We start from the raw sequence: 25992 nt of genomic DNA, 5'->3' as shown, positions 1-25992 counted from the left end.
GAGGCGTTAACCGGTTGGCGTTTTGTACGTTTTTTTCGCATTTCAGACATGCACGACGGCACGCGTTTCTGTTGCTGACATGCTGCTGATGATGCGTGGCGTTATACAGCCGCCATGCTCCGCCGCCACGGTCAGCATCGTCGGTTCATATCGTGTAGCTCATCCGCAGCAGTCCTGCGCAGTAAGCCCCGTCAGAGTTCTTTATAAGATGTATCGCAGGCTGCAGATATCCCCTGCCTAAGCAGTTTATCCGGCACGTAAGTTCCGCCGCCCATTCGGTTTCGTCCTTATACACGGCGCGGTCGGCAAAGACGCCCAGTTCGGCATTGCGCATCGTCCTTACGAGTCCTATGCCTGCATATCTCCGGCAGATGACACCCTTTGACGGGTTGGCCGAATACTGCATGATGGCGCACATCCGCGGCGCAATCATCAGCTCGGCATATCCCCATACAGCCCCTGTTGCTGTCTTCTTCTGCGTCTTCTGCGCCTTTTCTGCCGTCGCGGTGCCTGCAAGTTCCTCATAAGACACGTTATTGCCATAATGCAGGTTAGCTCCAATATTAAAAGTGCTGCCATTGTTTTGATAATTTACGGATAATATTGAAAACAGGCCGTCGGATTCAGGACAAAGCCTGAAAACATTCTGACGGCCCGAAAAACTCTTGTATCCCACGCCGTTGTAGACCGATGCCATTACGGTCAGTTCCCTTATTTTCCGCTCAAGATGAATGCCCATGGACGCCAGCGGATAGTTGGCTATGCGGTAGTTGGCCGATATGGTGGGGAATATGCCGCACGAGCTGTTGGTGAACAGAGACATGAAGTGCGCCGTGAAGTAGTCTTCGTTCATGTTGCGTATGCCGGCAAACAGCATGCTGCCGCCCGATGTAAAGGTCAGTCCGGCCACGGCCGGAGCCAGCGTGGTGTTGTCTTCGTCGATGTTTGAGAAGCCCTGACGGCTGCCGTCTATGCCCCCGCTGCGCGTCCTTGCTATGCTTATGACAGCCATATCGAGCCTTACGCCTTTGCATAAAGGCTGCATGAAGTCAATGCGCAGCAGGCTCGACATGTTGGTGTGTCCCCCGGCGTCGGCCTGCATCTCGGCTGTAAGTTGCGCGCTGAAGTCCTGTGCCGTGGCGCGGCAGCAGCCGTATGCCGCCGCCGCGATGATGAGGCATGCAATCTTGTTCATCTGCTCAGAGCCATCTCTTAAACCGCCTGATATACCATTCCTTCACGACCTGCGTCAGCACGCAGTAGGCTATGAGCGTTGCCGCCAGCCAGGGAAAGTAGGACAGAGGCAGGGGCGTAAGTCCGATGCACGAGCCGAAGCGTGTGAAGGGTATTATTATTCCTGCCGCCATTATCGCCAGCGTCATGCACATCACCGGCCACGACGCGCGGCTCTGTATGAACGGAATCTTCTTGGTGCGTATCATGTGCACGATGAGTGTCTGCGACAGCAGGCCCTCTACAAACCATCCCGACTGGAACAGCGACTGTGCACCGGGCGAGCTGCACCCGAACACATGCCACATGAGCAGATAGGTGGTGATGTCGAATATGGAGCTTATGGGCCCCGTGTATATCATGAAGCGGCTCAGGTCGGAGGCGTCCCAGCGGCGCGGCTTGCTGAGATAGTCGTCGTCCATGCGGTCGAACGGTATGGCCGTCTGCGACATGTCGTACAGAAGGTTCTGCACGAGCAGGTGTATCGGGAGCATAGGCAGAAAGGGCAGGAAGGCGCTTGCGGCCATCACGCTGAACATGTTGCCGAAGTTGGAGCCGGCGGTCATCTTCACATACTTTATTATGTTGCCGAAGGTGCGGCGCCCTTCTATCACGCCGTTCTCCAGCACCATGAGGTCTTTTTCCAGAAGTATTATGTCGGCGCTCTCCTTGGCTATGTCTACGGCAGAGTCAACAGATATGCCTATGTCCGACTGACGCAGGGCTGCAGCGTCGTTGATGCCGTCGCCCAGAAAGCCTACCGTGTTGCCCTGAGTCTGCAGCAGAGCTATAATCTCGGTCTTCTGCATGGGCGTAACCTTGGCAAACACCCTTGTCCTGGCCACTGCCTCACGCTTTTCTTCGTCGTTCATGACGCTCAGCTCCGCGCCGGTGAGCACGTTTGTCGTGTCGATGCCCACCTGTCTTGATATCGTGCGCACAACGGCGTCGTTGTCTCCCGACACCACCTTCACCTCTATTCCGTGGGCATGGAGCTGCCTTATGGCTCCGGCCGCCGACTGCTTGGGCGGATCGAGAAACGCCAGGAAGCCTATAAGCACCATGCCGCTCTCGTCTTCAACGGCAAAGTTGTTCTCCTTGCTCAGAAAACTCTTGTGTGCCACGGCCAGCACGCGCAGTCCCTGGCGGTTCATGCGCTTGCTTATCTCGTATGCCTTTACCCTTAATTCGGGCGTGAAGGGCACAACCCTGTTGCCCACTTCGGTGTGCGAGCATATCTGCATCATCTCTTCTACGGCACCCTTGGTTATTATTTGTCTCTTGCCGCTGACGTCTTCAACCACTACCGACATCCTGCGGCGCGTGAAGTCGAAGGGTATCTCGTCCACCTTCTTGTAGCTCTCCCTGACAGACTCCATCTCAAGCTCCCTTACGTGCGACAGTATGGCCTTGTCCATCAGGTTCTTAAGTCCTGTCTGGAAGAAGCTGTTGAAGTAGGCGTGGCGCAGTATCCTTCTGCTGTTGTCGCTTGTGCCGTCGGCGTTTATATACTTCTCGAGCACAATCTGGTCGCAGGTCAGCGTGCCGGTCTTGTCGGTACACAGTATGTTCATGGCCCCGAAGTTCTGTATGGCGTTGAGATCTTTCACAATAGTCTTCTTGCGCGACATGGCAACGGCGCCCTTCGACAGGTTGACCGTTACGATCATCGGAAGCATCTCGGGCGTAAGGCCCACGGCTACAGACACCGCAAAGAGGAAGGCGTCGAGCCATTCGCCCTTTGTCAGGCCGTTCACCAGAAATACAAACGGAACCATTATCAGCATGAAGCGTATGAGCAGCATGCTCACCTTGGCAATGCCTTTGTCGAAGGCGGTAGAGGCACGGTGGCCGGCAATGCTCCGGGCTATGGTGCCGAGATACGTGTTGTTGCCTGTAGACACAACGATGCCCGTGGCAGAGCCGCTCACCACGTTGGAGCCCATGAAGCAGATGTTCTCAAGTTCCACTATGCTTCGACCGCGGCTGTCGCCTCCGCTTGTCTCCGCTCTCTTCTCTATAGCCTCCGACTCTCCTGTCAGTGTGCCCTGACTTACAAAGAGGTCTTTCGTCTCTATGATGCGTATGTCTGCCGGAATCATGTCTCCTGCCGCCAGTTTCACGATGTCTCCGGGCACGAGCGACGATATGCCGATCTCGTGTTCCGTGCCGTCGTCTCTTTTAGCGGTGCATGTGTTGGTGACCATCTTCTGCAGCGCCTCGCTCGACATGCTGGCCTTGTATTCCTGCCAGAAGCGGAGAATGGTGCTGAGTATTACCATCGAGGCTATGATAATTATCGACGTGAAGTCTTTTTCCTCGGGAGCGGCGATATATACATCAATAATATACGAAATGATTATCAGAGCCGTAAGCACTCCGATGAAGGGATTTATAAAGGCCTTTATAAGCATTGTCAGCGGATGCATCTTCTTTTCATGCTCCACTTCGTTTCTTCCGTAAAGCGATTGTCTTTTTTCCACTTCCTCATTGTTCAGGCCCTGCGGGGCTGTCTGGAAATAGCTGAACACAGAGCTCATAGGCAGTTCTGATGCCAGAAAAATCTTCTCGGCATTGAATTCTAATTTCATCTTGCGCGTTTTCTTCCACATAGCGTATCCGTGTTTTTAGATTAATACTATTGTTTTTTGCGCTGCAAAAGTCGGAAATGTTTTTCTGTAAGGCCGTTAGAATGTCATTAGAACGGTATTAGAAAATCATTAGAGAAAGTTCTAATAAAATTTTAATCCGGGTCTAATGATTTTCTAACAGCCGTTCTGCTGCCGCAGGGTTAACTTTGCATAAAAAACTTATGATTCTGTTTGTTGATTATCTGATAAGGATGGGCAGCGCTTTTCTTGCCGGAGCGTTGATCGGGCTGGAGCGTCAGTGCAGGCAGCGCAACGCCGGACTGCGCACCAACATTCTTGTTTCTTTAGGGTCTGCCGCTTTCACGGTGTTGTCGTATGCCATAACGTCTCAAAACGGCGACCCTTCAAGAGTTGCGGCGCAGATAGTTTCGGGCATAGGCTTCTTGGGCGGAGGACTTATTCTGAAAGACGGATTCAACGTGAGAGGACTCAATACGGCTGCCACGATATGGTGTTCTGCCGCATGCGGAACCCTTGCCGGAGTCGGCTTCTTCTCTGAGCTGGCGGTCCTTGTTGCCTGTGTACTTGTCACTCATTGCCTTTTCAGGCCTTTATGCCATTTTATCGAAACAAAGTTTGAGGGGGCGGCGTCGCTGACCGTAAAGGTGGAATGTGATAAGGAGTCGCTTGACGCCGTAAGGAATATTATAACGAACACCTTGCTTTTTGGCGAGGCAAGGGTCAATGAGCTGTTCTATAAGGAGGCTGATGGCGTGTTTGTCGTATTCTGTGATTTTGAGGCACGTGGTGATGACAGGACTTTGTCAGAACTGATAATACGGCGGCTGCAGGCTCATGCCGGCGTTATAAGTGCAGGCTGGCATCGCCGTGAACTGCGTGGCGGCGAATTGTAGCTGTCCGTGCTGGCGCCCTTCTCCGGTTGCTGCTATATATGCGGAAGCTCAACTATAAAGGTTGTGCCCTTTTCTTTTTCCGAATGTACGGCGATATCGCCTCTGTGCAGACGGATAATCTTTTGTGAAAGGGCCATGCCTATTCCGTGACCTTCGGCCACTTTCTCCTGTTCGCCGCGGTAGAACAGTTTGAAAAGATGCTGCTTGTCGGTGTCAGACATTCCCATACCGTCGTCAGAACAGCGCACCACTGCGCATTTGTCCCAATAGGATATTTGTATGAACGAGGAGTGGTCGGCCGAATATTTGCAGTTGTTCTCGATGAGGTTTGAGAATGCTATCGACAGCAGATAATGGTTGCCGTTTACGGTTATCAGGCTGTCGTCTTCGGCTTCCTCCTGTTCGAATATTATTTCTATATGGTAGTCAGGGTGTGCCCTCAGGATAAATTCTCTGACGTCGAGCAGCAGTTCGTCCAGGCGTATGTGCTCCATCTTTATCTGTTCCTGCTGATAGTCGGCCTTGGCAAGATTAAGAAGTCCGTCAATCAGTTTGGTCATGCGTCTTGCATCGTTAAGTGCGTTTAGTATTGTCGTGCGGTATTGCTGGCAGCTGCGTTCTTTCTGAGATGCTATGTCGAGCTCGGCAATCAGGGCTGCAAGCGGAGTTCTCAGCTCGTGCGATACGTTGCTGACGAACATCTTTTGTGCGTTGAACGAAACTTCTAGGCGGTTCAGAAGGGCATTGAATGTGGTGGAAAGCTCGCCGAGTTCGTCTTTCCTATTCTTTACGGGCAGCCTTCTTGATATTTGTGACGCAGTAATGATGTCTGCTTCCTTTACAATCTCCCTTATCGGGCGCAGCGCAGTGCGTGCGAGTATGTAGCCTGTTGCGAACAGCAGGGTTAGACCTATGATGAACAAGATGAGCAGCGCATTCTTCAGTTTTGTCAAGTTGGCATATCCGTAGCCGTCGTAGGCGGCAGCCGTTACGATGTAGTTCTTGCCGTTGAGGGTGTAGAGCATGCCTATGCCCTGATATTTGCCTATATAAAACTCTATTTCCTTCTTGTTCAGGATGCTGCTTATCATCTGGCGGTTTTCCTTTATTATGTCGTTCTGCACAGCGTCGTGATACAGCATCTTGAAGTCGGGCGTGTAAATGGCAACCTCTACTTCATTGATAAATTCCTTGTTGTTAAGGTAGATGTCCTGCATTGTCTTTGGGTCAACCTTGTTCTGCAGGAACAGATGTGCCTTTGTTATGGCTTCGCTTTTCAGGTCATGAAAGAAGGTCTTGCTACGGGTATGTTCGCTGACAATATAGATTAATATTGTGCACAGCAGGAAAACGGCTGCCGTGGCGCATGTGTTCTTTAATGTCAGGGCTGTGCGTATTTTCATGGCTTGTCGGTGAAGATAAAGCCTATTCCCGGCCTTGTGTGTATTAGTTTGATTTCAAATTCCTTGTCAACTTTCTTGCGGAGATAGTTTATGTAGACGTCGATAAAGTTTGTACCCGTGTCGAAGTGGGTGTTCCATACTTTCTCCGCAATCTCCGTGCGGCTTATCACGCGCTCGGCATTCTCTGTCAGATACAGCAGCAGGTTATACTCCTTGGGCGACAGCTTTATCATTACCCCGTTTCGCCAGACTTCCTTTCTTTTGAGATTTATCGTCAGATCGGCATATTTCAGCTCCTCGGGCTGCTCTGTCGCGATGTTGGTGTTGCGCTTAAGCAGCGCCTTGATACGTGCGTTTAGCTCACGGAAGTCGAAAGGCTTAACCATGTAGTCGTCGGCTCCGGCATCGAAACCGTCGAGCTTGTCGTTAGTAGAGCCAAGGGCTGTCAGCATGAGTATGGGTACAGATGCATTGGTCTTGCGTATCTCCTTGCAAAGTTCAAAACCGTCCAACTTTGGAAGAATAACGTCTGAAAGCACAAGATTGAAGCTGTTGGATGCAAACAGCCGCAGCCCCATGGCACCGTCGTATGCCACCATCGTATGGTATCCGCTTTCCTCAAGTCCGGCTTTCAGCAGGTCGGCCACTCTTTTGTCATCTTCTATGATAAGTATGGATTGCATGGCTTATGAACTTTATGTTTCTGATGCAAATTTAATAATTAATCACGACTTATCACAGGTGTGTACAAAAAATATAAATTCTTGGAATTTTTTAAGCAAGGCATACATATTCATATTAATGTGTATGCCCGCAGCTTTAATATCGTCTTAAAATGTCAGTCGGCGCCGCTCTTGCATACGGTTATGCGCATTGCCTCTTTGTCGAACATTATGCCGGTGCGCTCGATGAAGCGGCTGAGCGTTCCCTCGTCGGCGAGAGCCTTTGGAGTGCCTACAGATATGGTGCCGCCCTGCTCCATAACCCATAAGATGTCGGCAAGCTGAATGACGAGTTCGAGGTCGTGCGACGACATGAATATCGTCTTGCCTTCCTCGCGGCACAGGCGTGTCAGCAGGAGCATTGTCTCCACCTTGCTCGGATAGTCGAGAAAGGCGGTGGGCTCGTCGAGCATTATCACGGGCGTCTGCTGTGCAAGTGCCTTGGCTATCATCATCTTCTGACGCTCTCCGTCGCTTAGCGACATGGCGTTGCGCTTGGCCAGATGGGATATTCCGGCAAGCCTGATGCTCTCGCTTACAATCTCTTTGTCGGCATCGTTGAGCGTTCCCCAAAATCCGGTGTAGGGCGTGCGGCCAAGTGCCACTATCTCCTCTACGGTGAAGTTTATCGACGACGGCCTCGACGTAAGCACCACGCTGACTATGCGCGAGAGGTCGCGCGGCGTGTAGCCCGACAGCTCGCTGCCGTTGATGACAATGCTTCCGCCAAGCCGTGGCTGAAATCCCGACAGCGTTCTGAGCAGCGTAGACTTGCCTATGCCGTTGGTTCCGACGAGGCATGTCAGCTTGCCGCTCTTTATAGAAGCGTTGATGTCCTTTGCCACGGTGCGTATGCCGTCGTGTGTCTTGTATCCTATGGTAAGGTTGTCGAGCCTTATTGTGTCAGAAGTGTTGCTGTTGTTCATTGGTTAAGGATGTTGCGTGCATATTCTATTATTGTGTCGCGGCCCTTGGCAAAGTCGCTGTCGGTGAGCTGTACGTTATGGTCGGGCTCTATGCCAAACTCGGTGCAGTTCATGTCGCGGTCGTACATGGGGCATGCGCTGAAACGCACTGACCAGCCGTTGGGCAGCTCGCTGCTGAAGGGCATGCCTGCGCCTCCGCCCGTCTTGTCGCCGATGACGGTTACGCCGGGGCAGCACTTCATATACTTGACAAACTCGTTGGCGGCGCTGAACACGGCCCTGTTGGTAAGCACGGCCACGGGCTTGTGCCATCTGAGTCCGCTCGAAGGCTTCAGCTTCTGCTCCTCCGGTTCGGAGAAATCGTTGTGGCCGGGGCCTGTCTTGTGCTGCATGTAGCCCACGAGAATCTCCTCGTCGGTGAAGCGCGACGCCAGGGTTTCGGCCGAGGTAAGCATTCCTCCGCCGTTGTCTCTCACGTCAACGATGAGAGCGTTGCACGTGGCGAGTTCCATCAGTATGTCGTTAAGATTGCCGCTGCCTATCGCGTTGGAGAACGATCCGCAGTAGATGTAGCCTATGTTGTCGTCGAGCTTGCGGTATTTTATGCCCGAAGAAATCTTGTAGTCGGTGCCGAGATAGCGCCGTTGCAGCGAGTCGCTGAAGTTGGCGGGATAGTCTTCCTTCCAGCTCCAGTAGCGCGACTGGTCGAACGAGGCGTACATGTTGACGTGTCCGTCGCGCAGTTCGCCGAGCATGTTGCCCAATACTTCAAACAGCTGGGTGCTCGTCATGCCGTCGTCTATCTGCCGGCTGTAGCGCGCATACACCTCGTTCCAGTCGAGTCCGTACTCGCTGTTCTTATAGTCGAAGAAGCAATAGTGTTCGTTCATTATCTTCCAGAGCGCCTCGAAGTTGCCGCGCGGGTCGTCGCTGTATTCCTCTTCGTCGACACACGACACGGCGGCAAGTGCCACGATGAGCGGAAGCAGAAAGTTTAAGACTCTTCTCATGGTACTATTTTAGTTATGTTGAACTGTCTGACAATGCCGATGAGCAGCATGTTAGAGTAAGAATGATATTTCAGGTTGTTCACCCTGGCCTGCTGGAAGTCGCCCATGTAGCCAAGGCGCAGCGTGGTGCGGCCGAGTGAGAAGTCGAAGGTGAGCATCTGGCGCAGCGACGGCGTGCTGCCGAAGGTGGTAGGCACGATGTTGTGGTCGTAGTTGCCGCGGCTGAAAATCTCGTAGTACGACTGTCCGTAGTTGGGGCTGAACATCATGCCGATGAGCGGAACGCTCAGCTCATAGCGCAGCGAGTAGTTGTGCTGCCACAGGCGAAAGCGGTATGTGGCGGCTGCCGACGGCGATATGTTGAGCGACAGGCGTGCCTGCGCAGGGTTGTTGCTGTTGCGTGTGTTGTAGAGAAAGCCCACGTTGACATCGGCCTGTGCGCCGGCCTTGACGTTGAGGCTGCCGTCGAAGAAGTTCCAGTTGTAGTGTACGCCGTAGCTGAACGTGTAGGCTCCGGCTATCTCGCCGCCGTTGCCCGAGCGGTTGTCGCTGTAGGACATGTTGCCCTGATGTACTATCAGGCGCGACCAGCGGCTGTCCTTGCGCTCGCGCAGCGTGTGTGAAATGTAGCGCAGCTCGGTGCCGCGATACTTCTCGGGCGAGAGGTAAGTGTCGAGAATGTTCACCGCCCCGATGCCTATCATCTGGGCGTTGGTTATTATCTTGTTGTTTCTTATGGTGTCGGGGGCATATACGTTGCCTGTGTTGAGGCTGCCGTGCAGCGCCGTCCCGTCTTCAGGCCCGTTACCGCAGGGCAGGGCACATGCCGCCGCAGAGGAGGCAAGCATGGCCGCGAGCGTTAATAGCTTAATTATCTTCATTGTCGTTGAAAAGGCTGAGCTGTCCTGTAATCTCGTCTATCACCTGCTGCTGGCTCTTGCCTGCATCGGGGTCGAGGTTCTCCTGTTGCGGTGTCTCTTCAGCCGGCTGCTCTTCAGGTGTGATGTCTTCAGGCTCTTGTTCGGGCTGTTGTGCCGGCTCAAGCTGCTCTATGCTCTCCGTCTCCCAGTTGGTTATGCGCTTGCCTTTGGCCTTGAATCCCTTAACGCCTACAAACTGTTCGGCCTCAATCTCCATCGTGCCGCGGAATGCGTCGCGTCCTCCGAAGGTTACGAGGAAGCGCGGATAAGGCTCGTCGGTGAGCGCCACGAGCCGGCTTGCCGGGTTGTCGCTCACGTAGTTCTGCTTGCGCTTGGTGGCTTCCATGGTGAATCGCTTCAGGTAAGGATAGCCCTGCTGGTCGGCGTCATAGAGCACGGCGGTCCAAACCTTGTGCTCGTCGAACTTCTCGATAATCTTTATGTTGTCTTCATAATGGTTGTTGGCGTCGAAGTTGGTGAGATAGAAGTCGCCGTTGTCGAGCACCACCAGTATGCTGTCGTCCTCGTTAAACTCGCCGAGCAGGCGTCCGTGGCTGTCGTAGTTGAGTCGTTTGACGTCGGGGTCGAACCACACCTTGCGTCCGCCCAGCGTGCTGTGGCCGTGGCTCTTGAGCGATATGCGGTGCACGTTGAAGCGTGTCATCACCACGCCCTTTGCCCCGCGGCTCTTGATGGCAACCTCAGAGAAGTCTTTCTCCTTAAAGATATTCTTCAGTCGCGGTGCCGGGTCGAGCGTAATCTTTATCACCTCGGCCTCGCCGTTGGGGTTGGCGGTGAAGTAAACCACGCGCGAACCGGGCGTGCCTTGCGTGAACTCGTATTCGCGGTCGCGCGTAATGCTGGTCACGCAGAAGCGCTTCATGAAGTATTTGCCCTGCTTTCCGTCGCGGTAGACAACGTTGTAGACGGTGCGGCGGTCGTTCTTCTTGAACACTGCCACGTGCAGGATGTTCTTGCCCACGAATATCTTGTCGGCCACGCGCACCACCTTATACTTGCCTTCCTTGTAGAAGATGATGATGTCGTCGATGTCGGAGCAGTTGCACACAAACTCGTCTTTCTTCAGTCCGGTGCCTATGAAGCCGTCGTTGCGGTTGATATACAGCTTCTCGTTGGCCTCGATGACCTTTGTAGCCTCGATGGTGTCGAAGTTCTTTATCTCGGTCAGTCGGGGATGTGCGGCTCCGTATTTTTCCTTCAGATACCTGAACCAGTCGGCCGTAACCTCAACCATGTTGTTCAGCTTATGGTTTATGTCGTCCACTTCGGCCTTTATCTTGGCTATCAGCTCCTCGGCCTTGTCCTTGTTGAACTTCAGTATGCGTGCCATCTTGATGTCCATGAGGCGCAGGATGTCGTCCTTTGTAACCTCGCGTATCATCTGCGGATAGAACGGCGTCAGCCTGTTGTCGATGTGCTCGCATGCTGCGTCCATGTCGGGAGCCTGCTCAAACTTGCGGTCTTTGTAGATGCGCTCCTCGATGAATATCTTTTCGAGCGACGAGAAGTGGAGCTGCTCGAGCAGCTCATGCTTGCGTATCTCGAGCTCCTTGCGCAGCAGGGCCATGGTGCGGTCGGTAGAGTGGCGCAGCACGTCGTTCACGGTCAGGAACTGCGGCTTGTTGTCTTCGATGACGCAACAGTTGGGCGAGATGTTTATCTCGCAGTCGGAGAAGGCGTAGAGGGCGTCGATGGCCTTGTCTGACGACACGCCGGGAGCCAGGTGCACCTGTATCTCCACCTGTGCGGCCGTGTTGTCGTCCACCTTGCGTGCCTTTATCTTGCCCTTCTCGATGGCCTTGAGTATCGAGTCGATAAGCGTAGTTGTGGTCTTGCCGAAGGGTATCTCGCGTATCACGAGCGTCTTGCTGTCGAGCTTTTCTATCTTTGCCCTCACCTTCAGCGTGCCCCCGCGCTGCCCCTCGTTGTATTTGCTCACGTCGATGCTTCCGCCCGTCGGGAAGTCGGGATAGAGCGTAAACGGCTCGCCGTGCAGATAGCTTATGGCGGCGTCGCATATCTCGTTGAGGTTGTGCGGCAGAATCTTTGACGACAATCCCACGGCTATGCCCTCGGCTCCCTGTGCCAGCAGCAGCGGAAACTTTGCCGGCAGCGTGATAGGCTCCTTGTTGCGGCCGTCGTAGCTCAGCTGCCATTCGGTGGTCTTAGGATTGAACACCACGTCGAGCGCAAACTTAGACAGGCGCGCCTCGATGTATCGCGGAGCGGCGGCACGGTCGCCCGTGAGTATGTTTCCCCAGTTACCCTGGCAGTCTACGAGCAGGTCTTTCTGTCCGAGCTGCACGAGCGCGTCGCCTATAGATGCGTCGCCGTGAGGGTGAAACTGCATGGTGTGGCCCACGATGTTGGCCACCTTGTTGTAGCGTCCGTCGTCCATGCGCTTCATAGAGTGCAGTATGCGTCGCTGAACGGGCTTCAGTCCGTCTTCGATGTGGGGCACGGCACGCTCAAGGATAACGTATGATGCGTAGTCGAGAAACCAGTTCTGGTACATTCCGCTCAGATGATGCACGGCAGAGGCGTCAAACCTGTTGGCCGGCTTATAGTCAGAGTGGCTTTCGGGTTCGATGTCGTTGCTGTCGTCCTGAACGGGCATGTCCTGCTCTTCTATGTTTTCGGGGTCTTTAATATTGTCGTCCATGATGATGTATGTCTGTAGAAAAGATAATGCAAATCGGTGTGGCTTTTGCAGCCCGGCTTGTTTTAGCTTGATGCCTTCGTGCGGCTTATCTTATGCAAAGATAATGCAAATCGAACGCAGAACCACTAAACTTGTTTGTTGAAACATGTTTAAGTGTTATGCTGAGATGCCGCTTATCTTATGCAAAGATAATGCAAATCGAACGCAGAACCACTAAACCTGTTTGTTGAAACATGTTTAAGTGTTATGCTGAGATGCCGCTTATCTTATGCAAAGATAGCTAAAATCGGAGACAATGCAAAATAAATATTTTATTTTTTATATAAGGAGCGGCAGCGCGGCCTTATGCTGAGATGCCGTTGAGGACGGTCTGTGCGAGGTTAAATAAAGTTAACCGGAAATGCCCGTTGCCGTCCGTTTGACGCTCTCAGAATGCCCGTGCTGCTCAAGAATCCGGCTTCAGACATGAAAAACCGGCATAAATCATGTTTTGTGTAAGTGTTTGGTAATCAGTTGCTTATACTTGTTTGCGCGGTCTGCGGCGGCATGAGATAATGTAAAATACCGCAAATTGCGGTGTAAAACACTGTTTTTTCCACTGCAAAAGGCCATGTTTCGGTAGCCAAAAGGCATGCTTTTGCATCATGAAAGGCCGCATTTCATGTTTTCGGATGCCGGTTTTTGGTCGTTTCATGGCGTTTATGCCGTCCGCGAACCCATATCTCTCGGCGTAAGTTTTCTATTTCACAAATTTATATTGTCAAGAAAAACGAAAAACCGGCAGCCGTCTCCGTGTTAAATAAACATAACGCGCCGCATGGCGGCAGGCATCCGCCGGCACGGGCCAAGGACGAAATAAATATAATAATGTGTGTGAAAAAGTTTTGTGTTTCGGTAGCTTTGCATTATCTTTGCACGCAAAAGTGTTTATACGATAACTTTTTGTTGCCCTCAGAGAGGGCTTTTCTGTGAAATAAAAATTTAAGGTAAATAAACAACAATGGCACAAGAAGATGTTTTTAAGAAAATAGTGTCTCACTGCAAGGAGTACGGATTCGTGTTCCCGAGCAGCGACATCTATGACGGCTTGGCCGCAGTTTACGACTACGGACAGAACGGTGTTGAACTGAAAAACAATATTAAGGAATACTGGTGGAAGAGCATGGTGCTGCTTCACGAGAACATCGTGGGCATCGACTCGGCCATCTTTATGCACCCAACGATATGGAAGGCATCGGGACACGTTGACGCATTCAACGACCCGCTCATCGACAACCGCGACTCAAAGAAGCGCTACCGCGCCGACGTGCTTATTGAAGACCAGATAGCAAAATACGAGGAAAAGATAAACAAGGAAGTGGAGAAGGCCCGCAAGAAGTTTGGCGAGGCTTTCGACGAGGCTAAGTTCCGCGAGACCAACCCACGCGTGCTCGACAACCAGAAGAAGCGCGACGCCCTGCACGAGCGCTACAGCGAGGCTATGAACGCCATGGACCTCAACGAGCTGAAGCAGATAATACTCGACGAAGGCATCGTCGACCCGATCAGCGGAACAAAGAACTGGACCGACGTGCGCCAGTTTAACCTCATGTTCTCAACCGAGATGGGCTCTACAGCCGACAGCGCAAGCAAGATTTATCTGCGCCCCGAGACAGCACAGGGTATATTCGTAAACTACCTTAACGTGCAGAAGACAGGCCGCATGAAGATACCTTTCGGCATAGCACAGATAGGCAAGGCCTTCCGCAACGAGATTGTTGCCCGCCAGTTTATCTTCCGTATGCGCGAGTTCGAGCAGATGGAGATGCAGTTCTTCGTTAAGCCCGGAACAGAGATTGAGTGGTTCCAGAAGTGGAAGGAGACACGTATGAAGTGGCATCAGGCCCTCGGCTTCGGCGCAGAGAACTATCGTTTCCACGACCACGAGAAGCTGGCCCACTATGCAAACGCCGCTACCGACATCGAGTTCCGTATGCCGTTCGGATTCAAGGAGGTTGAGGGTATACACAGCCGCACCGACTTCGACCTGTCGCAGCATGAGAAGTTCTCAGGCCGCTCAATCAAATACTTCGACCCGCAGACCAACGAGAGCTACACTCCGTATGACATCGAGACGTCTATCGGCGTTGACCGTATGTTCCTCTCAATCATGTGCCACTCTTACTGCGAGGAGAAACTCGAGAACGGCGAGACACGCGTTGTGCTCAAGTTGCCCGCAGCCCTGGCTCCTGTCAAGCTCTGCGTGATGCCTCTTGTAAAGAAAGACGGACTGCCCGAGAAGGCACGCGAGATAATAAACAACCTGAAGTTCCACTTCAACTGCCAGTACGACGAGAAAGACTCTATCGGCAAGCGCTACCGCCGTCAGGACGCAATAGGTACGCCTTACTGTGTAACCGTTGACCACGACACGCTGAAGGACAACACCGTTACGCTGCGCTTCCGCGACACAATGGAGCAGGAGAGAGTCAGCATCGACGAGCTCAACGGCATTATTGAGGATAAGGTAAGCATTGCAAGTCTTCTTAAAAAGATACAGTAAATGAAGAAGTACAATATTTTTGCCCTTCTGATGCTGCTTATTGCACCGCTGTGCTTCATGGCCTGCAGCGAGAACGAAGACACCGTTGAGGAATTTCCCGACTGGAAGAACCGCAACGAAGCCTATTTTGACAATATCTACGAGAAGGCTATGGGCATTGAGGACGGCAGCTGGAAGATTATCAGAAACTACTCGCTTGAGGACACCATACCGGCCGGATATGCCGATCACATCGTGGTAGAGGTTCTCGAGAAAGGAACGGGCAGCGGATGCCCAATGTTCACCGACTCTGTGTTGGTGCATTATCGCGGACGCCTCCTGCCCTCAACTTCTTATTCCGAGGGATATGTGTTCGACGAGAGCTATGAGGGAGAGTTCAACCCTCAGACAGCTCTTCCTCGCCAGCTGTATGTTGGCGGCCTTATAGACGGCTTCACCACAGCGCTGCAGTATATGCACATAGGCGACCGCTGGCGCGTTTATATCCCTTATCAGCTGGGCTACGGATCAACCGGAAGCACCGGTATTCCGGCTTACAGCACGCTGGTGTTCGATATAGCCCTCGTGGCATATTATCGTCCGGGAGTTACGCCAGACCCGTGGTATGCCAAGAAAGGCAAGTGGATAACAGAATAACACTTACGTAAAGATAATGTTCTTGGGGACGGACGGCATTATGCCGCTTCCGTCCCTTTTACATTATATTATATATGTATATGCCTTAATTTTATTATGCATGCACCTTAAATTTGTAATGTAAACACGTATGGTCGGTAGCGTTTGTGCGTTCTACTGTTATACATTCACCTTAAATCTATTATGTAAACATACACGGTTGGTAAGCGTTTGTGCGTTCAACAGTTATACATGCACCATAAATCTATTATGTAAACATACACGGTTGGTAAACGTTGGTATGTTCGATGGTTATGCCTATACCTTGAATTTATTATGTATGCGCCTTTATTTCATTATGTATATGTCTTTGCGTTTTGTTCTCATGCTTTTTCTTTTCCTGCTTTATGTATTGCAATGTCCTGCCGTGCCTTGCCTTTCTTGTCCGCATGTGTGTTGCGGCATGGCAGTGCTGACGCAGCGTGGCGTTTTGTGTAATCAAATAATATGTAAAAATCAACATCCCATATACTGATTTTGATTTATGTCAAAAAACATGCGTTTTGATGCATAAAATGCTTGAAATGTTTGGTTGTGTGCGCAAACAGCAGTATCTTTGCATCGTCAAAACAAAACAATAGGTATTAATAATTCATAGGTATAAAGCTAAGGTAAAGAGAAAGATTGTTTTGGTAAAGGATAACAAAGATGCCGCGAGGCATGAAAAAGTTTTCATAGGTAATTAAGGTAAATAAAAAGATTGTTTAAGGTAACGGATGTTAACCCTGTTTGCTGTGAATACAGCAACAGGTATTGGGGGTAAGGGAAAGCATAAAAGAATTGCATGAGCCTCCATTTTTTTGAGAAAATTGAATTAACTGAATAATGTGCGCGGAAGTCTTTAATAAAAGATTTCCGCGTGTTTTTTGTCCGCGTAATTTGTTTATTCATCTTAAAAGTAGTAATTTCGCACGATGTTTTCAGCTAATAAAGGAAAAGACTTGCTGGCCATGATACGCAACGGCCAGACGATGAACGGCAGTCAGATGCTCAATCTGATAGCCCAGCTCAGCGTGCCGTCCATTCTGGCACAGCTGACAAACACCCTGATGGTATATATCGATGCGTCGATGGTTGGCTCGCTTGGTGCCAAGGCTTCGGCGTCGATAGGTATAGTACAGTCAACTACGTGGCTCTTTGGCGGTCTTACATCGGCCGCTGCCATGGGCTTCTCGGTGCAGGCTGCCCACTTTATCGGTGCCAACGACTTTGTAAAGGCGCGCCAGGTGTTCCGTCAGGGCATAATGGCCACGGCGCTCTTCACGCTCATCCTTACCGCCATATGCCTTGTCATAGCCGGTCCGTTGCCCCTGTGGCTTGGCGGAGGAGCCGATATCGCTCCCGACGCGTCGCGCTATTTCGCCATATTCTGCATGTCGCTGCCCGTATATCAGCTTGGAATACTGTCGTCGAGCATGCTTAAGAGTTCGGGAAACATGCGCGTGCCCAGTGCTGTCAGCGTGCTGATGTGTCTTCTGGACGTGGTGTTCAACTATTTCCTTATATTCAGCACGCGTCACGTCTCCGTGCTTGGCTACGACATACTGATGCCCGGAATGGGCATGGGCGTGGCCGGAGCTGCCCTTGGAACGGCTCTTGCATACATCGTTACGGGTGTGATGCTGATATGGTTTGCAACGCTCAGGTCGTCGGAACTGATGCTGAAAAAGGAGAAATGGACCTTTGCGCCGCTGTGGGACTATCTGCGCAACGCGGCAAAGATAAGCACGCCGATGGGCGCACAGTATATTATGATGAGTGGTGCGCAGATTGTAAGTACGATGATTGTTGCCCCGCTTGGCAACTTTGCCATAGCCGCCAACACGTTTGCCATAGCTGCCGAGAGCCTTTGTTATATGCCGGGATACGGCATCGGCGAGGCTGCCACCACACTTGTGGGGCAGAGCATCGGTGCAGGTCAGCCGCGCCTGGCGCGCAGCTTTGCCTACCGCACCGTATTCCTTGGCATGATTGTCATGGCGGCCATCAGCGTCGTGATGTATATCACGGCACCGCAGATGATTGGAATAATGACGCCTGTGGAAGAAATTCGCCAGCTGGGCATCGGTGCCTTGCGCATTGAGGCCTTTGCCGAGCCGATGTTTGCCGCCTCGATAGTGGCTTACAGCGTATGCCTCGGTGCAGGCGACACGCTTGTTCCTGCCTGCATGAACCTTGCCAGCATGTGGCTCGTGCGCCTTACTCTTGCGGCCTATCTTGCGCCTATCTACGGCTTGCGCGGCGTATGGATGGCGATGGCCATAGAGCTTACGTTCCGCGGTGCAATATTCTTATGGCGCCTGTTCAGCGGACGATGGCTCAAAGTAAAGCTAGGATAAGATGTATATGTGATGTCTGACGGATGTCCGTCGTGATATTGTTTGATAATTTTATTCGTCATCCGTAACATCATGCGGCAGACTTTTGTTGCCGCTTTATAAGGATGTTGCGGATGACGAATTGTTTTACAGGTATAATATTTTCGGCAGAATCATTTTATTCTGCCGAAAAATGATGATAAACAAGCGTTGAGGCTTACAGAAGTGCAACTCTTTCCTTTGCCTTTTCAAAGCCGCTGATAAGTTCTTTCATCACCTCGCTCACAGGCTTTATCGTCTTTATCGCTGAGACAATCTGACCTATCTCCAGTTCGCCGCTCTCCATGTCGCCCTCAAATATGCCTCGTTTTGATGCTGCCCTGCCGAGAATCTCGCGCAGTTCGTCGGCTGTGGCTCCCTTGTCTTCAGCTTCGGCCAGCTTGGTGTATAGGGCATTCTTGATGAGTCGGGTGGGGGCAATCTTCTTTAGGCACAGCATGGTGTCGCCTTCGGCAAGTTCTGTGCATCTCTTCTTAAACTCTTCAGACGCCGAACTCTCCTCGGTGAGTGCGAACAGTGTGCCGGCCTGTATGCCCTCTGCGCCGAGAGCCATGGCTGCGAGCATAGCCTCGCCCGATGCTATTCCGCCTGCGGCAATGAGCGGCTTTGTGGTTGCCTTGCGCACCTGCGGTATCAGAGTCATCGTGGTTGTCTCTTCGCGTCCGTTGTGTCCGCCTGCCTCAAAGCCTTCGGCAACGATAGCGTCGACGCCTGCCTCTTCGCATTTTGCGGCAAACTTGCTGCTCGACACTACGTGAGCCACCTTTATTCCGGCTTCGTGCAGCATCGGGGTGAACTTCTTCGGACTGCCTGCCGACGTGAACACAACCTTTACGCCCTCGTCTATTATCATCTTCATGAGTCTGTCTATCTCGGGATACATCAGCGGAACGTTCACGCCCCACGGCTTGTCGGTTGCAGCTTTCATCTTGTTTATGTGCTCAAGCAGTGTCTCCGGGTGCATTGATCCGGCTCCGAGCAGTCCCAGACCGCCCGCATTGCTCACGGCAGAAGCCAGTCGCCAGCCGCTGCACCACACCATACCGCCCTGAACTACGGGATATTCAATGCCGAAAAGTTCGGTTATTCTGTTATTTTTCATAAGCATTTTCTGTTTTTGTAAAATAAAAATATCGCTGCAAAGATAAGATTTTGCAGCGATATTCTTGTGTGTTTGCCGTTATTTTTTAGGTGTCCGGTGTCCTTGTTTCATTTATAGTGCAGTGTGCCTTGCCGCTTGTTGTGTCTCCCTTGTTTCATCAACTTGCATTTAGTCTGAAATTAGTATGCCGTTTGTGGATAAAAAGTGGCCCACTTTTGCATGAAAAGTGGGCCGTTTACAGGTCGTAAACGGCCCACTAACGGTTTGAAACTAAACCTGCGATGTTTTCTTAATATATAATGCTTATTGACGTTGCCAATGCTTAATCTTTAACTATATATGGCGAAAAAGTTACGGTTTTTCGGACATTTTCAGAGCATGCCTGTAATTTGTGGCAGAAATATCCGGCAGACGGCTTATTTGCCGTGTCTTGTGCTGCCGTCCGTAAGGCTCCGTGCCGCTATGCTTTTGCACCTTAGTCAGACTTGTGGCGCACTTGCCTCCATATTTGTGACAGCCTGAGCATCTGACTTGCCCTTGCGCCAAGGTGTACGCGATAGTCAGACAGCAGTATGGCGAGCAGGATTATCACGGCCATTATCACGGCCCATCCGTAGACCTCTTTAAGGCTAACCATGAGCATCTGTCGCTGAAACTCGCTGTATAGAGTCTGAAACGATTCGCAGTTGTAGTACATCGGGTCGATGTAGCTGCCCAGATTGGCTGTGTTTGCCTGTTTGACGTTGTTGAAAATCCTGGTCATTATGGCCGAACTGAGCGGTCCGCCGAAGCTCGTTCGGATAAATCCGATGACGCACATGGCCTCGAAATAATACTCAAACGTGACGCAGCCGGCAAGGGCGTAGGTGAGCGATGTGTACACAATGCTCACTCCGGCGCCCTTAAGCAGCATGGGCAGATACAGCATGTATTTCTCCGTTGAAGGGTCGATAAGGAAATACAGCATCGTCTGGTAAAGCAGAAAAGAAACGAACCCGGTTAAGACGATGTCCTTAATGCGCCATTTCCACTTCGTCAGAGCCATGAAGAAAAAGCCCGTGCCTACGGCTATTCCTGCCGTTATGCCCCAGTTGAGGTCGGCATTGTGGCGTGCGTCGTATCCAAGAATCGAACTGGTAAATATGTTCTGGGTGGATGTAGCCGTGGCAGACATCAGCGTCATACACCCGAACAGGATGAATATATAGAGCATGTTGTGTTGCGAAAACGTCCTTATGTTTATGTAAGGATGCCTGATTGTGGCAGCGCGTTGCAGACACATCAGCAGCAGAATAACAGCAAACGCTATGGCTATGCGGATTGGTTCGCCGTCAAGCCAGTCGTAGTGTTCGCCGTATACGCAGATGAATATGATGCAGAACAGCCACAGTGTCCACATTATTCCGCCGAGATAGTCGATGCCCTTGAACGGGATGTAGGGACCCTGACGGAACTTGCTGCGCATGCAGAAATAAACCAGCGCGAAAACAAGTATGAATGCACCAATGGTTATGCGGTGCATGGCCTGCCAGTCGAATGCATAAATGCTGTATCCTGTGGCAACGTTGACAAGCTGCACGCTGCCGAGTACAAACGTGAACAGGAATGGAAAGAACACCGCAAAGTCTCTTTTTGGCGTAATCTTCAGCTGGATGCTGCTCCAACATACAAAAGTGCTTACAATTCTAAAGAAACCGCTAATGAATGACAGGGCAACAACAAGCGGGAGAAAGTCGCATATCATACAGATGTAGTCGCATATGATAAACACTGCACCAGAGAACAGGAGAACGTCGCGCGTTGTGAATCTGAACAGTATCCTGAACAGCAGCGGAAAGGCCATTGTAAGTCCCGTCATTGAGGCATAGCCTGCCATCATTACGTCTTCGTTGATCCAGCCCCATGTTCCCGTCATTTCGGCCACGGCCGACATGTATATGCCGCCGGAGAACATGTAGACAACAATTATAAATATTATCAGCGGAAAGCGCAGAAACTGGGGCACAAAGTCTTTCCATACCATTATGCGCCTTGCGGCTGCTACTTCTTGTGGTGAAGGTGCTGGCATAGGCTTTAGTATTTAACCTCACATTCTACGTTCATTCCCGAGCGCAGGCGCTCTATTGCTTCCTTGCTGTTCTCCTTTGTGAACACAATCTTTATTGGAACGCGCTGTTCAATCTTTACAAAGTTTCCGGCAGAGTTGTCCTGCGGTATAATCGAATACTGTGCGCCTGTGGCGTTGGCCAGCTTGCCTACCTTGCCGTGATATTCAACGCCCGGCACGGCGTCCACCTTTATGCTTACGGGCATGCCTTCGCGTATGTTGGCTGTCTGTGTTTCCTTATAGTTGGCTATAATCCACACGTTGTCGTATTCAACTATAGACAGCAGAGTCTGTCCGGGCTGGATAAACTGTCCTTCCTGCAGGGCCTTGCGTGAGGTGTAGCCGTCGCACGGGGCAACAATCACGGTGTACGACAGATTCAGTTCGGCTAGGTTTTTGGCTGCCTTGGCCACGTCTATGTTTGTCTGGTTCTGCTCAAGGCGCTGTGTCTGTTCGTCTTTTACGAGCGATGTACTCTTCTTTTGTCTCACGAGCATGTCATATTTGGCCTTCGTAGCCTCATAGTCGGCCTTTGCGTTGTCATATTGCTGACGTGTAACGGCCTTTTGTGCATACAGCTGCTTATATCTTTGGTAGTCTGTTTCGGTCTGGTTCATCCTTATTCTTAGTTCCTCTATGCTTGCGTCAGAAACCGAAAGGTTGTTTGCCGTGGTAGATATTGCCGTTCCCATGGCCGTGTTCTCCATGAGGGTTTTCTGATAGTTGGCCTTTGCCTGTTCTACTTTCAGCTTATATTCAGAGTTTTCGATGATTACGAGAGTGTCTCCTTTGTGTACAAACTGGAAATCATCGAAGCATACCTTCTGTATGAAGCCCTGCACGCGTGAGTTTATAGGTATGATGTTTCGTCTTATCTGGGCATTGTCGGTGTATTCAACATTGCCGAAGTGTATGAACTTTGAGCAGACCCATGTCAGTCCGCTCAGAATTATTGCGATTACGATGATGTTGCGCAATATCTTTTTGTTTTTTCTGTTCATAATTATTTTTGGTTATTTAATTATCGTATTCAGTGAACCGGTTGAGTAAATGAGCTTGTAATAATTGTATATTACGTTTATCTGTGCGTTGACATACTGAACTTCTGCCGACAGTCTGAGGTTGTCGGCGTCTACGAGGTCGGTCACGAGCACAAGGTCGTTGGCATAGCGGTTGGCTATCACGTCATAGTTCTCGCGTGCAAGCTGAAGGCTCTTTTCCTGTGTCTTCAGAAGTTCAAACGAGTCGAGATATCTTGTATATGCAGCGTTTACGTCCAGCGACACGTTTTCTTCGGCCGACGCAAGTTCGTTGTGCGACTGCTCCACTGAAGAGCGCAGGCGCGACAAGTCTTTTGGCAGCTTGTATATGTTGCCTATGTTGAATTTAAGTCCCACGCCTACATACCATGTGTTGATGTTGTTGTCCAATGTAGGTATTTCGTAGGTAATAGGGCCTTTCAGGTTGTCGCCGGCTATGATGCTTATCTGCGGCATGTAGCCCGATTTTATCACTTTCTCCTTCTTGCTGAGCATGTCGAGCGCAAGTCTGTTTTTGTTTAGTATAGGCGAATTCTTGTAGGCTATGTCCTGAAATTCGGCTTCGCCGGGTTTCGGCATGTTACTCGACAGGAGTGTCGTGTCGGGCAATATCTCCGTGTCCTTAGGCAGTTCGAGCATCGTTACCAGTTTGTCGTTACAGATGTTTATCGAACTTACAAGCTCAGTGCGCTTATATTGCAGATTCTGATACTGCACCTCATATCGCGTGATATCGTTGTTCAGTGCCACTCCGGCAGCTTCGCGTGCATGCATGTCTCGTATCACCTGGCGCGTCTGTTCCATGTTTCTGTCATACACAGTGAGCAGATTGCGGTATTTATACAAGTCGAGATAATAGCCTGTCAGCAGGAAGTAAACGTCCTGCTTGTGCGAGGCAAGTTCCCACTCCCTTATTCTCTTTTGTATCTCCAGAGCCTTTATGTTATAGTGGATTGCGCCTCCGGCAAACACCACCTGCGAGGCCTCTATTGCGAAGTTGTTGCCAAAATGAGGCGATGAAAATGAATGTCCGTTTGAAAAGTCGCGGTCGGCCACCCATGCGTTGCCGTTGAACGTTGCCGATGCCGAGAACTCCACGCTGGGCAGATAGGCATTCTTTGCCACCGAGATGTCCTTCTCGGCACCGCTTACAACCGACTCGTAAATCTTTATCGTCTTGCTCTGCGTGTCGGCCAGTGAGAATAATTCATTCAAACTCATGATGCGTGCTGTCTGCTGTGCGTGTAATGATACCGGGCAAATCAACAACAGGCACGTAATAACATTTTTAATTATATTCTTCATCTGATTTTTATTGATAATATAAATAGTTTACAATAGCAACTATATCTATAAAATAATAAGCTCAAACATAAGGTTATGTTTCGGTCACCTTTTATGTTACTGTCTTCGTTGCCTTTTGTGCCGCAGGTTAAAGCATGGAATGCCTTGGTGTTTCTGCGGTCCTGGCAATGTGGACGACTTAAACTTCGGGATGACTGAATTTGAGATATAACGGCTGATGTGAGCTTTATTTTCCTGATAGTCAGCCTTTATCGCGTTAAAGACTGTTTGTGCGCCTTGATATTTCCTCTACTACTTCAAAGAAGACCTCTACCTTTTCGTCGGGTATGCCCTTCAGTAATTCGTAAGACAGCTTCTTCTCAATTTTGTGGTATTCGGCAACAACCTGTTCACCCATGTCTGTGGTGCTGAGCAGATTCTCGCGTCTGTCCTCCGGGTTTACGGTGCGTTTCACGAGACCTTTCTTCTCGAGCGAGTCTATCATGCGCATCACAACCGACTTGTTCTTGCCTGTTGCTATGGCAATGTTTTGCAGAATCTGGTCGGTCTTAGCCCTTATCATTGTCAAGAGTATAAACTCTTCAACGGTAAGTTTTATGCTTGCCTCGGCAGCATATCGCTGTTTCATCAGGCGGTGCAGCTTGTTGCGCAGTTTTCCTATTGTTGTTCCTAACAGTTCCTTTGGCATAATTTAAATTTTTTGCAAAGGTAATATTATATTTTGAATTAGTTGCTATTGCGTACTAATTTTTGTGTTAAATAATTCTTTCATGTCCATGTTTCATGCCTTAAGTCAAGAACGGCTCATAGGCACATGGCATGTTTCTTTGGATTTTATCATCTGTAAGAGTCTTGCGCCGACGCTTTATGCCATCATATTCTGTTGTTGGCTTATCCCTGATGTTGATGTTTCGGCGTATACCGGTTATTTAATTCTGCGTTTGTCTATTATTTAATAATGTGTCCGGCAATGTCTCTTAGCAAGTCAACGGCCTGTGGCTTTCTCTTCATGCTCTCCTTGAATGCGTCATATTTAGGTGTCTTTATGGCATTGTTGTCAATTTTATACACCTTTAGTTTATGCATCGTAGAATCCTTCTTGCCAAGATGAACATTTCTTATCGTCGTCATTCTGGCATTGCCCGTTGTTATTTTTATAGAGTCAGCAGGTTGTTGTGCATTCTGTTTAGCTGACGTTTGTGCTGCAGCAGATAGGATGCAGACGTTGAAGATTAATGTTATTAAATAGAGTTTCTTCATAATTTTGTGCTTTTTTGCAAAGATAGAATAAATCCTGATTGCTTTCTGATTTTTTTAGTAAAAAAACATAATCATGCTTTATGGCAAAGCATCTTCTTATTATGGCTTTTTTTGCCTGCCGAAAGTAATGTCCGTATGTCGGTTTTTACCGTCGTTCAATACATCATCTTACAGCTTTCTCCTTATCCTTTTTGCGCCATTTCGAGCCCAGAATTTCATCATAAAGAAAAAAGTGCGTGAAAATCGTAACATTTTTGGCTTATTATGTTTAAGGTTAACATTTTCGTTCTTTTTATATAATGTTTGTGTAACAAAACAATGCATATTCACTTTCAAACTGTTAGTGGCCTGTTTACGACCCGTAACTCGGCCACTTTTCACTCAAAACTCGGCCACTTTTTATGCGTAAGTCATAGAGTTATTTTTAGGAAATAAGCGTGAACATTTTAGCCATGCTTTCTGTGCTTTAAATTTCCTGATATGTATGTTAAGTATAAGCAGTTGTGTAAAGAAGGAGAATTTTGTCCCGGAGATGTGTTCGACTATGATTATGGCAGCGGACACATATATAATCTCGGAACTCAGGTTACATGGCGTACCCGGACTGAAATTGAGTATATTGAAGGGTCGTTAGACAGAATGCTTTACTTGGCCGTCTGTAATGATGTTAAGGCAATAGCCATGCCGGCGATAGGTGCCGGATTAGGAGGCTTAAAGTGGGATGACGTGAAGAGATGTATCGAGCATGTGGCAAGTAGTTATCCTATGGTTGATTTATATGTGGTTGAGGCTTACCAAGGGGAGAATGAGCAATAGGTTGCATAATTGATTCGGAAATTACCAATAAAGCATCTTTCTTCTATAAATAATACTGCCATATCTTGTTTCTCGAAAGGCAGGATATGGCAGTATGATGTTTGGTAAATTCAGATAACGCAACATGTTTTTCCGTTGATTTTTATTCGCATAGATTTTTATAACAAGGATTATTAGCTGTTATTGCTGCAGCTTGAGTTAATTTGCGTTGGTAGCATTAATTCGAATAAAATCTTGTTGAATTAATGTGAATAAAATAGTTTTTTGTATTTTTGTAAAGAATTATTGCAAGTCTTGCAATCTGATAAGTGTAACCTTGATAATTGGATATTTGCAGATAGAGGCATATTGATGATGCCGTCAGA

Annotated in this window: 19 protein-coding genes; 5 read left to right on the top strand and 14 right to left on the bottom strand. The window is 49.9% G+C overall.

The window, feature by feature from the left end; all coding sequences use genetic code 11:
• Positions 1-145: 145 nt before the first annotated feature.
• Together ACU52_RS05035 and mgtA are read right to left on the bottom strand one after the other, a co-directional pair.
• Positions 146-1195 (bottom strand): hypothetical protein, encoded by a 1050-nt coding sequence (locus tag ACU52_RS05035; protein ID WP_053397982.1) that lies wholly within the window; start codon positions 1193-1195, stop codon positions 146-148.
• Positions 1196-1199: 4 nt separating this feature from the next.
• Positions 1200-3845, bottom strand: a complete 2646-nt coding sequence (gene mgtA, locus ACU52_RS05030) for a magnesium-translocating P-type ATPase (protein WP_053397981.1) — start codon at positions 3843-3845, stop codon at positions 1200-1202.
• A gap of 200 nt (positions 3846-4045) precedes the next feature.
• Between mgtA and ACU52_RS05025 the strand changes: the two genes are divergently transcribed.
• Positions 4046-4738, top strand: a complete 693-nt coding sequence (locus tag ACU52_RS05025) for an MgtC/SapB family protein (protein ID WP_053397980.1) — start codon at positions 4046-4048, stop codon at positions 4736-4738.
• Between the two features lie 32 nt (positions 4739-4770).
• Here ACU52_RS05025 and ACU52_RS05020 read toward each other — a convergent pair whose 3' ends face one another.
• The 6 genes from ACU52_RS05020 to ACU52_RS04995 form a co-directional block, all read right to left on the bottom strand.
• Positions 4771-6141 carry a HAMP domain-containing sensor histidine kinase gene (locus ACU52_RS05020; protein WP_053397979.1) on the bottom strand — a complete coding sequence of 457 codons (1371 nt, stop codon included), beginning with the start codon at positions 6139-6141 and terminating at the stop codon, positions 4771-4773.
• Positions 6138-6824 (bottom strand): response regulator transcription factor, encoded by a 687-nt coding sequence (locus ACU52_RS05015; RefSeq protein WP_021853417.1) that lies wholly within the window; start codon positions 6822-6824, stop codon positions 6138-6140. The genes ACU52_RS05020 and ACU52_RS05015 overlap by 4 nt, the downstream gene beginning before the upstream one ends.
• A gap of 155 nt (positions 6825-6979) precedes the next feature.
• Positions 6980-7789, bottom strand: coding sequence for an ABC transporter ATP-binding protein (locus ACU52_RS05010; RefSeq protein WP_053397978.1), 810 nt, complete (start codon positions 7787-7789; stop codon positions 6980-6982).
• On the bottom strand, positions 7786-8799 hold the full coding sequence (locus tag ACU52_RS05005; RefSeq protein ID WP_053397977.1) for a S41 family peptidase: 1014 nt from the start codon (positions 8797-8799) through the stop codon (positions 7786-7788). Before ACU52_RS05005 ends, ACU52_RS05010 begins: the two co-directional genes overlap by 4 nt.
• Positions 8796-9680: a DUF3316 domain-containing protein gene (locus ACU52_RS05000; RefSeq protein ID WP_082335172.1), complete on the bottom strand. Its 885-nt coding sequence runs from the start codon at positions 9678-9680 to the stop codon at positions 8796-8798. The genes ACU52_RS05005 and ACU52_RS05000 overlap by 4 nt, the downstream gene beginning before the upstream one ends.
• Positions 9667-12402 (bottom strand): DNA gyrase/topoisomerase IV subunit A, encoded by a 2736-nt coding sequence (locus tag ACU52_RS04995; RefSeq protein ID WP_053397976.1) that lies wholly within the window; start codon positions 12400-12402, stop codon positions 9667-9669. The genes ACU52_RS05000 and ACU52_RS04995 overlap by 14 nt, the downstream gene beginning before the upstream one ends.
• A gap of 1000 nt (positions 12403-13402) precedes the next feature.
• On the opposite strand from ACU52_RS04995, the gene ACU52_RS04990 reads away from it, so the two are divergent.
• The 3 genes from ACU52_RS04990 to ACU52_RS04975 all read left to right on the top strand — a co-directional run bounded on the left by ACU52_RS04990 (position 13403) and on the right by ACU52_RS04975 (position 17958).
• Positions 13403-14944 carry a glycine--tRNA ligase gene (locus tag ACU52_RS04990; RefSeq protein ID WP_053397975.1) on the top strand — a complete coding sequence of 514 codons (1542 nt, stop codon included), beginning with the start codon at positions 13403-13405 and terminating at the stop codon, positions 14942-14944.
• A complete protein-coding gene (locus ACU52_RS04985) occupies positions 14945-15580 on the top strand; it encodes a BamJ family beta-barrel-assembly machinery protein (protein ID WP_053397974.1) in 636 nt (211 codons plus the stop codon).
• Positions 15581-16533: 953 nt separating this feature from the next.
• Positions 16534-17958 carry an MATE family efflux transporter gene (locus ACU52_RS04975; RefSeq protein ID WP_021853408.1) on the top strand — a complete coding sequence of 475 codons (1425 nt, stop codon included), beginning with the start codon at positions 16534-16536 and terminating at the stop codon, positions 17956-17958.
• 196 nt (positions 17959-18154) lie between these two features.
• Here ACU52_RS04975 and ACU52_RS04970 read toward each other — a convergent pair whose 3' ends face one another.
• The 6 genes from ACU52_RS04970 to ACU52_RS04945 form a co-directional block, all read right to left on the bottom strand.
• Positions 18155-19099, bottom strand: a complete 945-nt coding sequence (locus ACU52_RS04970; protein WP_053398002.1) for an NAD(P)H-dependent flavin oxidoreductase — start codon at positions 19097-19099, stop codon at positions 18155-18157.
• A 475-nt stretch (positions 19100-19574) separates the two neighbouring features.
• A complete protein-coding gene (locus ACU52_RS04965; protein ID WP_147630780.1) occupies positions 19575-21167 on the bottom strand; it encodes an MFS transporter in 1593 nt (530 codons plus the stop codon).
• A gap of 5 nt (positions 21168-21172) precedes the next feature.
• Positions 21173-22207 (bottom strand): HlyD family secretion protein, encoded by a 1035-nt coding sequence (locus ACU52_RS04960; RefSeq protein ID WP_053397971.1) that lies wholly within the window; start codon positions 22205-22207, stop codon positions 21173-21175.
• Positions 22208-22219: 12 nt separating this feature from the next.
• Entirely contained in the window at positions 22220-23551 is a 1332-nt protein-coding gene (locus tag ACU52_RS04955) for a TolC family protein (protein WP_082335171.1), read from the bottom strand.
• Positions 23552-23807: 256 nt separating this feature from the next.
• Positions 23808-24239: a MarR family winged helix-turn-helix transcriptional regulator gene (locus ACU52_RS04950; RefSeq protein WP_053397969.1), complete on the bottom strand. Its 432-nt coding sequence runs from the start codon at positions 24237-24239 to the stop codon at positions 23808-23810.
• A 260-nt stretch (positions 24240-24499) separates the two neighbouring features.
• Positions 24500-24811, bottom strand: a complete 312-nt coding sequence (locus ACU52_RS04945) for a hypothetical protein (RefSeq protein WP_053397968.1) — start codon at positions 24809-24811, stop codon at positions 24500-24502.
• 480 nt (positions 24812-25291) lie between these two features.
• On the opposite strand from ACU52_RS04945, the gene ACU52_RS04940 reads away from it, so the two are divergent.
• Complete coding sequence (locus ACU52_RS04940) at positions 25292-25627, top strand: macro domain-containing protein (protein WP_053397967.1); 336 nt, start codon at positions 25292-25294, stop codon at positions 25625-25627.
• The last annotated feature ends 365 nt before the right edge of the window (positions 25628-25992 follow it).

Source organism: Xylanibacter rarus, from assembly GCF_001275135.1.
GTDB classification, from domain to species: domain Bacteria; phylum Bacteroidota; class Bacteroidia; order Bacteroidales; family Bacteroidaceae; genus Prevotella; species Prevotella rara.
The sequence above is the reverse complement of the archived record's forward strand: the minus strand, read 5'-3'. Positions and strand labels throughout refer to the sequence as shown.

What these genes read in the sequence shown, in the direction of transcription:
- ACU52_RS05035 (WP_053397982.1), bottom strand. Translation starts at nt 1,195, where the DNA reads ATGAACAAGATTGCATGCCTCATCATCGCGGCGGCGGCATACGGCTGC.
- mgtA (WP_053397981.1), bottom strand. Translation starts at nt 3,845, where the DNA reads ATGTGGAAGAAAACGCGCAAGATGAAATTAGAATTCAATGCCGAGAAG.
- ACU52_RS05025 (WP_053397980.1), top strand. Translation starts at nt 4,046, where the DNA reads ATGATTCTGTTTGTTGATTATCTGATAAGGATGGGCAGCGCTTTTCTT.
- ACU52_RS05020 (WP_053397979.1), bottom strand. Translation starts at nt 6,141, where the DNA reads ATGAAAATACGCACAGCCCTGACATTAAAGAACACATGCGCCACGGCA.
- ACU52_RS05015 (WP_021853417.1), bottom strand. Translation starts at nt 6,824, where the DNA reads ATGCAATCCATACTTATCATAGAAGATGACAAAAGAGTGGCCGACCTG.
- ACU52_RS05010 (WP_053397978.1), bottom strand. Translation starts at nt 7,789, where the DNA reads ATGAACAACAGCAACACTTCTGACACAATAAGGCTCGACAACCTTACC.
- ACU52_RS05005 (WP_053397977.1), bottom strand. Translation starts at nt 8,799, where the DNA reads ATGAGAAGAGTCTTAAACTTTCTGCTTCCGCTCATCGTGGCACTTGCC.
- ACU52_RS05000 (WP_082335172.1), bottom strand. Translation starts at nt 9,680, where the DNA reads ATGAAGATAATTAAGCTATTAACGCTCGCGGCCATGCTTGCCTCCTCT.
- ACU52_RS04995 (WP_053397976.1), bottom strand. Translation starts at nt 12,402, where the DNA reads ATGGACGACAATATTAAAGACCCCGAAAACATAGAAGAGCAGGACATG.
- ACU52_RS04990 (WP_053397975.1), top strand. Translation starts at nt 13,403, where the DNA reads ATGGCACAAGAAGATGTTTTTAAGAAAATAGTGTCTCACTGCAAGGAG.
- ACU52_RS04985 (WP_053397974.1), top strand. Translation starts at nt 14,945, where the DNA reads ATGAAGAAGTACAATATTTTTGCCCTTCTGATGCTGCTTATTGCACCG.
- ACU52_RS04975 (WP_021853408.1), top strand. Translation starts at nt 16,534, where the DNA reads ATGTTTTCAGCTAATAAAGGAAAAGACTTGCTGGCCATGATACGCAAC.
- ACU52_RS04970 (WP_053398002.1), bottom strand. Translation starts at nt 19,099, where the DNA reads ATGAAAAATAACAGAATAACCGAACTTTTCGGCATTGAATATCCCGTA.
- ACU52_RS04965 (WP_147630780.1), bottom strand. Translation starts at nt 21,167, where the DNA reads ATGCCAGCACCTTCACCACAAGAAGTAGCAGCCGCAAGGCGCATAATG.
- ACU52_RS04960 (WP_053397971.1), bottom strand. Translation starts at nt 22,207, where the DNA reads ATGAACAGAAAAAACAAAAAGATATTGCGCAACATCATCGTAATCGCA.
- ACU52_RS04955 (WP_082335171.1), bottom strand. Translation starts at nt 23,551, where the DNA reads ATGAAGAATATAATTAAAAATGTTATTACGTGCCTGTTGTTGATTTGC.
- ACU52_RS04950 (WP_053397969.1), bottom strand. Translation starts at nt 24,239, where the DNA reads ATGCCAAAGGAACTGTTAGGAACAACAATAGGAAAACTGCGCAACAAG.
- ACU52_RS04945 (WP_053397968.1), bottom strand. Translation starts at nt 24,811, where the DNA reads ATGAAGAAACTCTATTTAATAACATTAATCTTCAACGTCTGCATCCTA.
- ACU52_RS04940 (WP_053397967.1), top strand. Translation starts at nt 25,292, where the DNA reads ATGTATGTTAAGTATAAGCAGTTGTGTAAAGAAGGAGAATTTTGTCCC.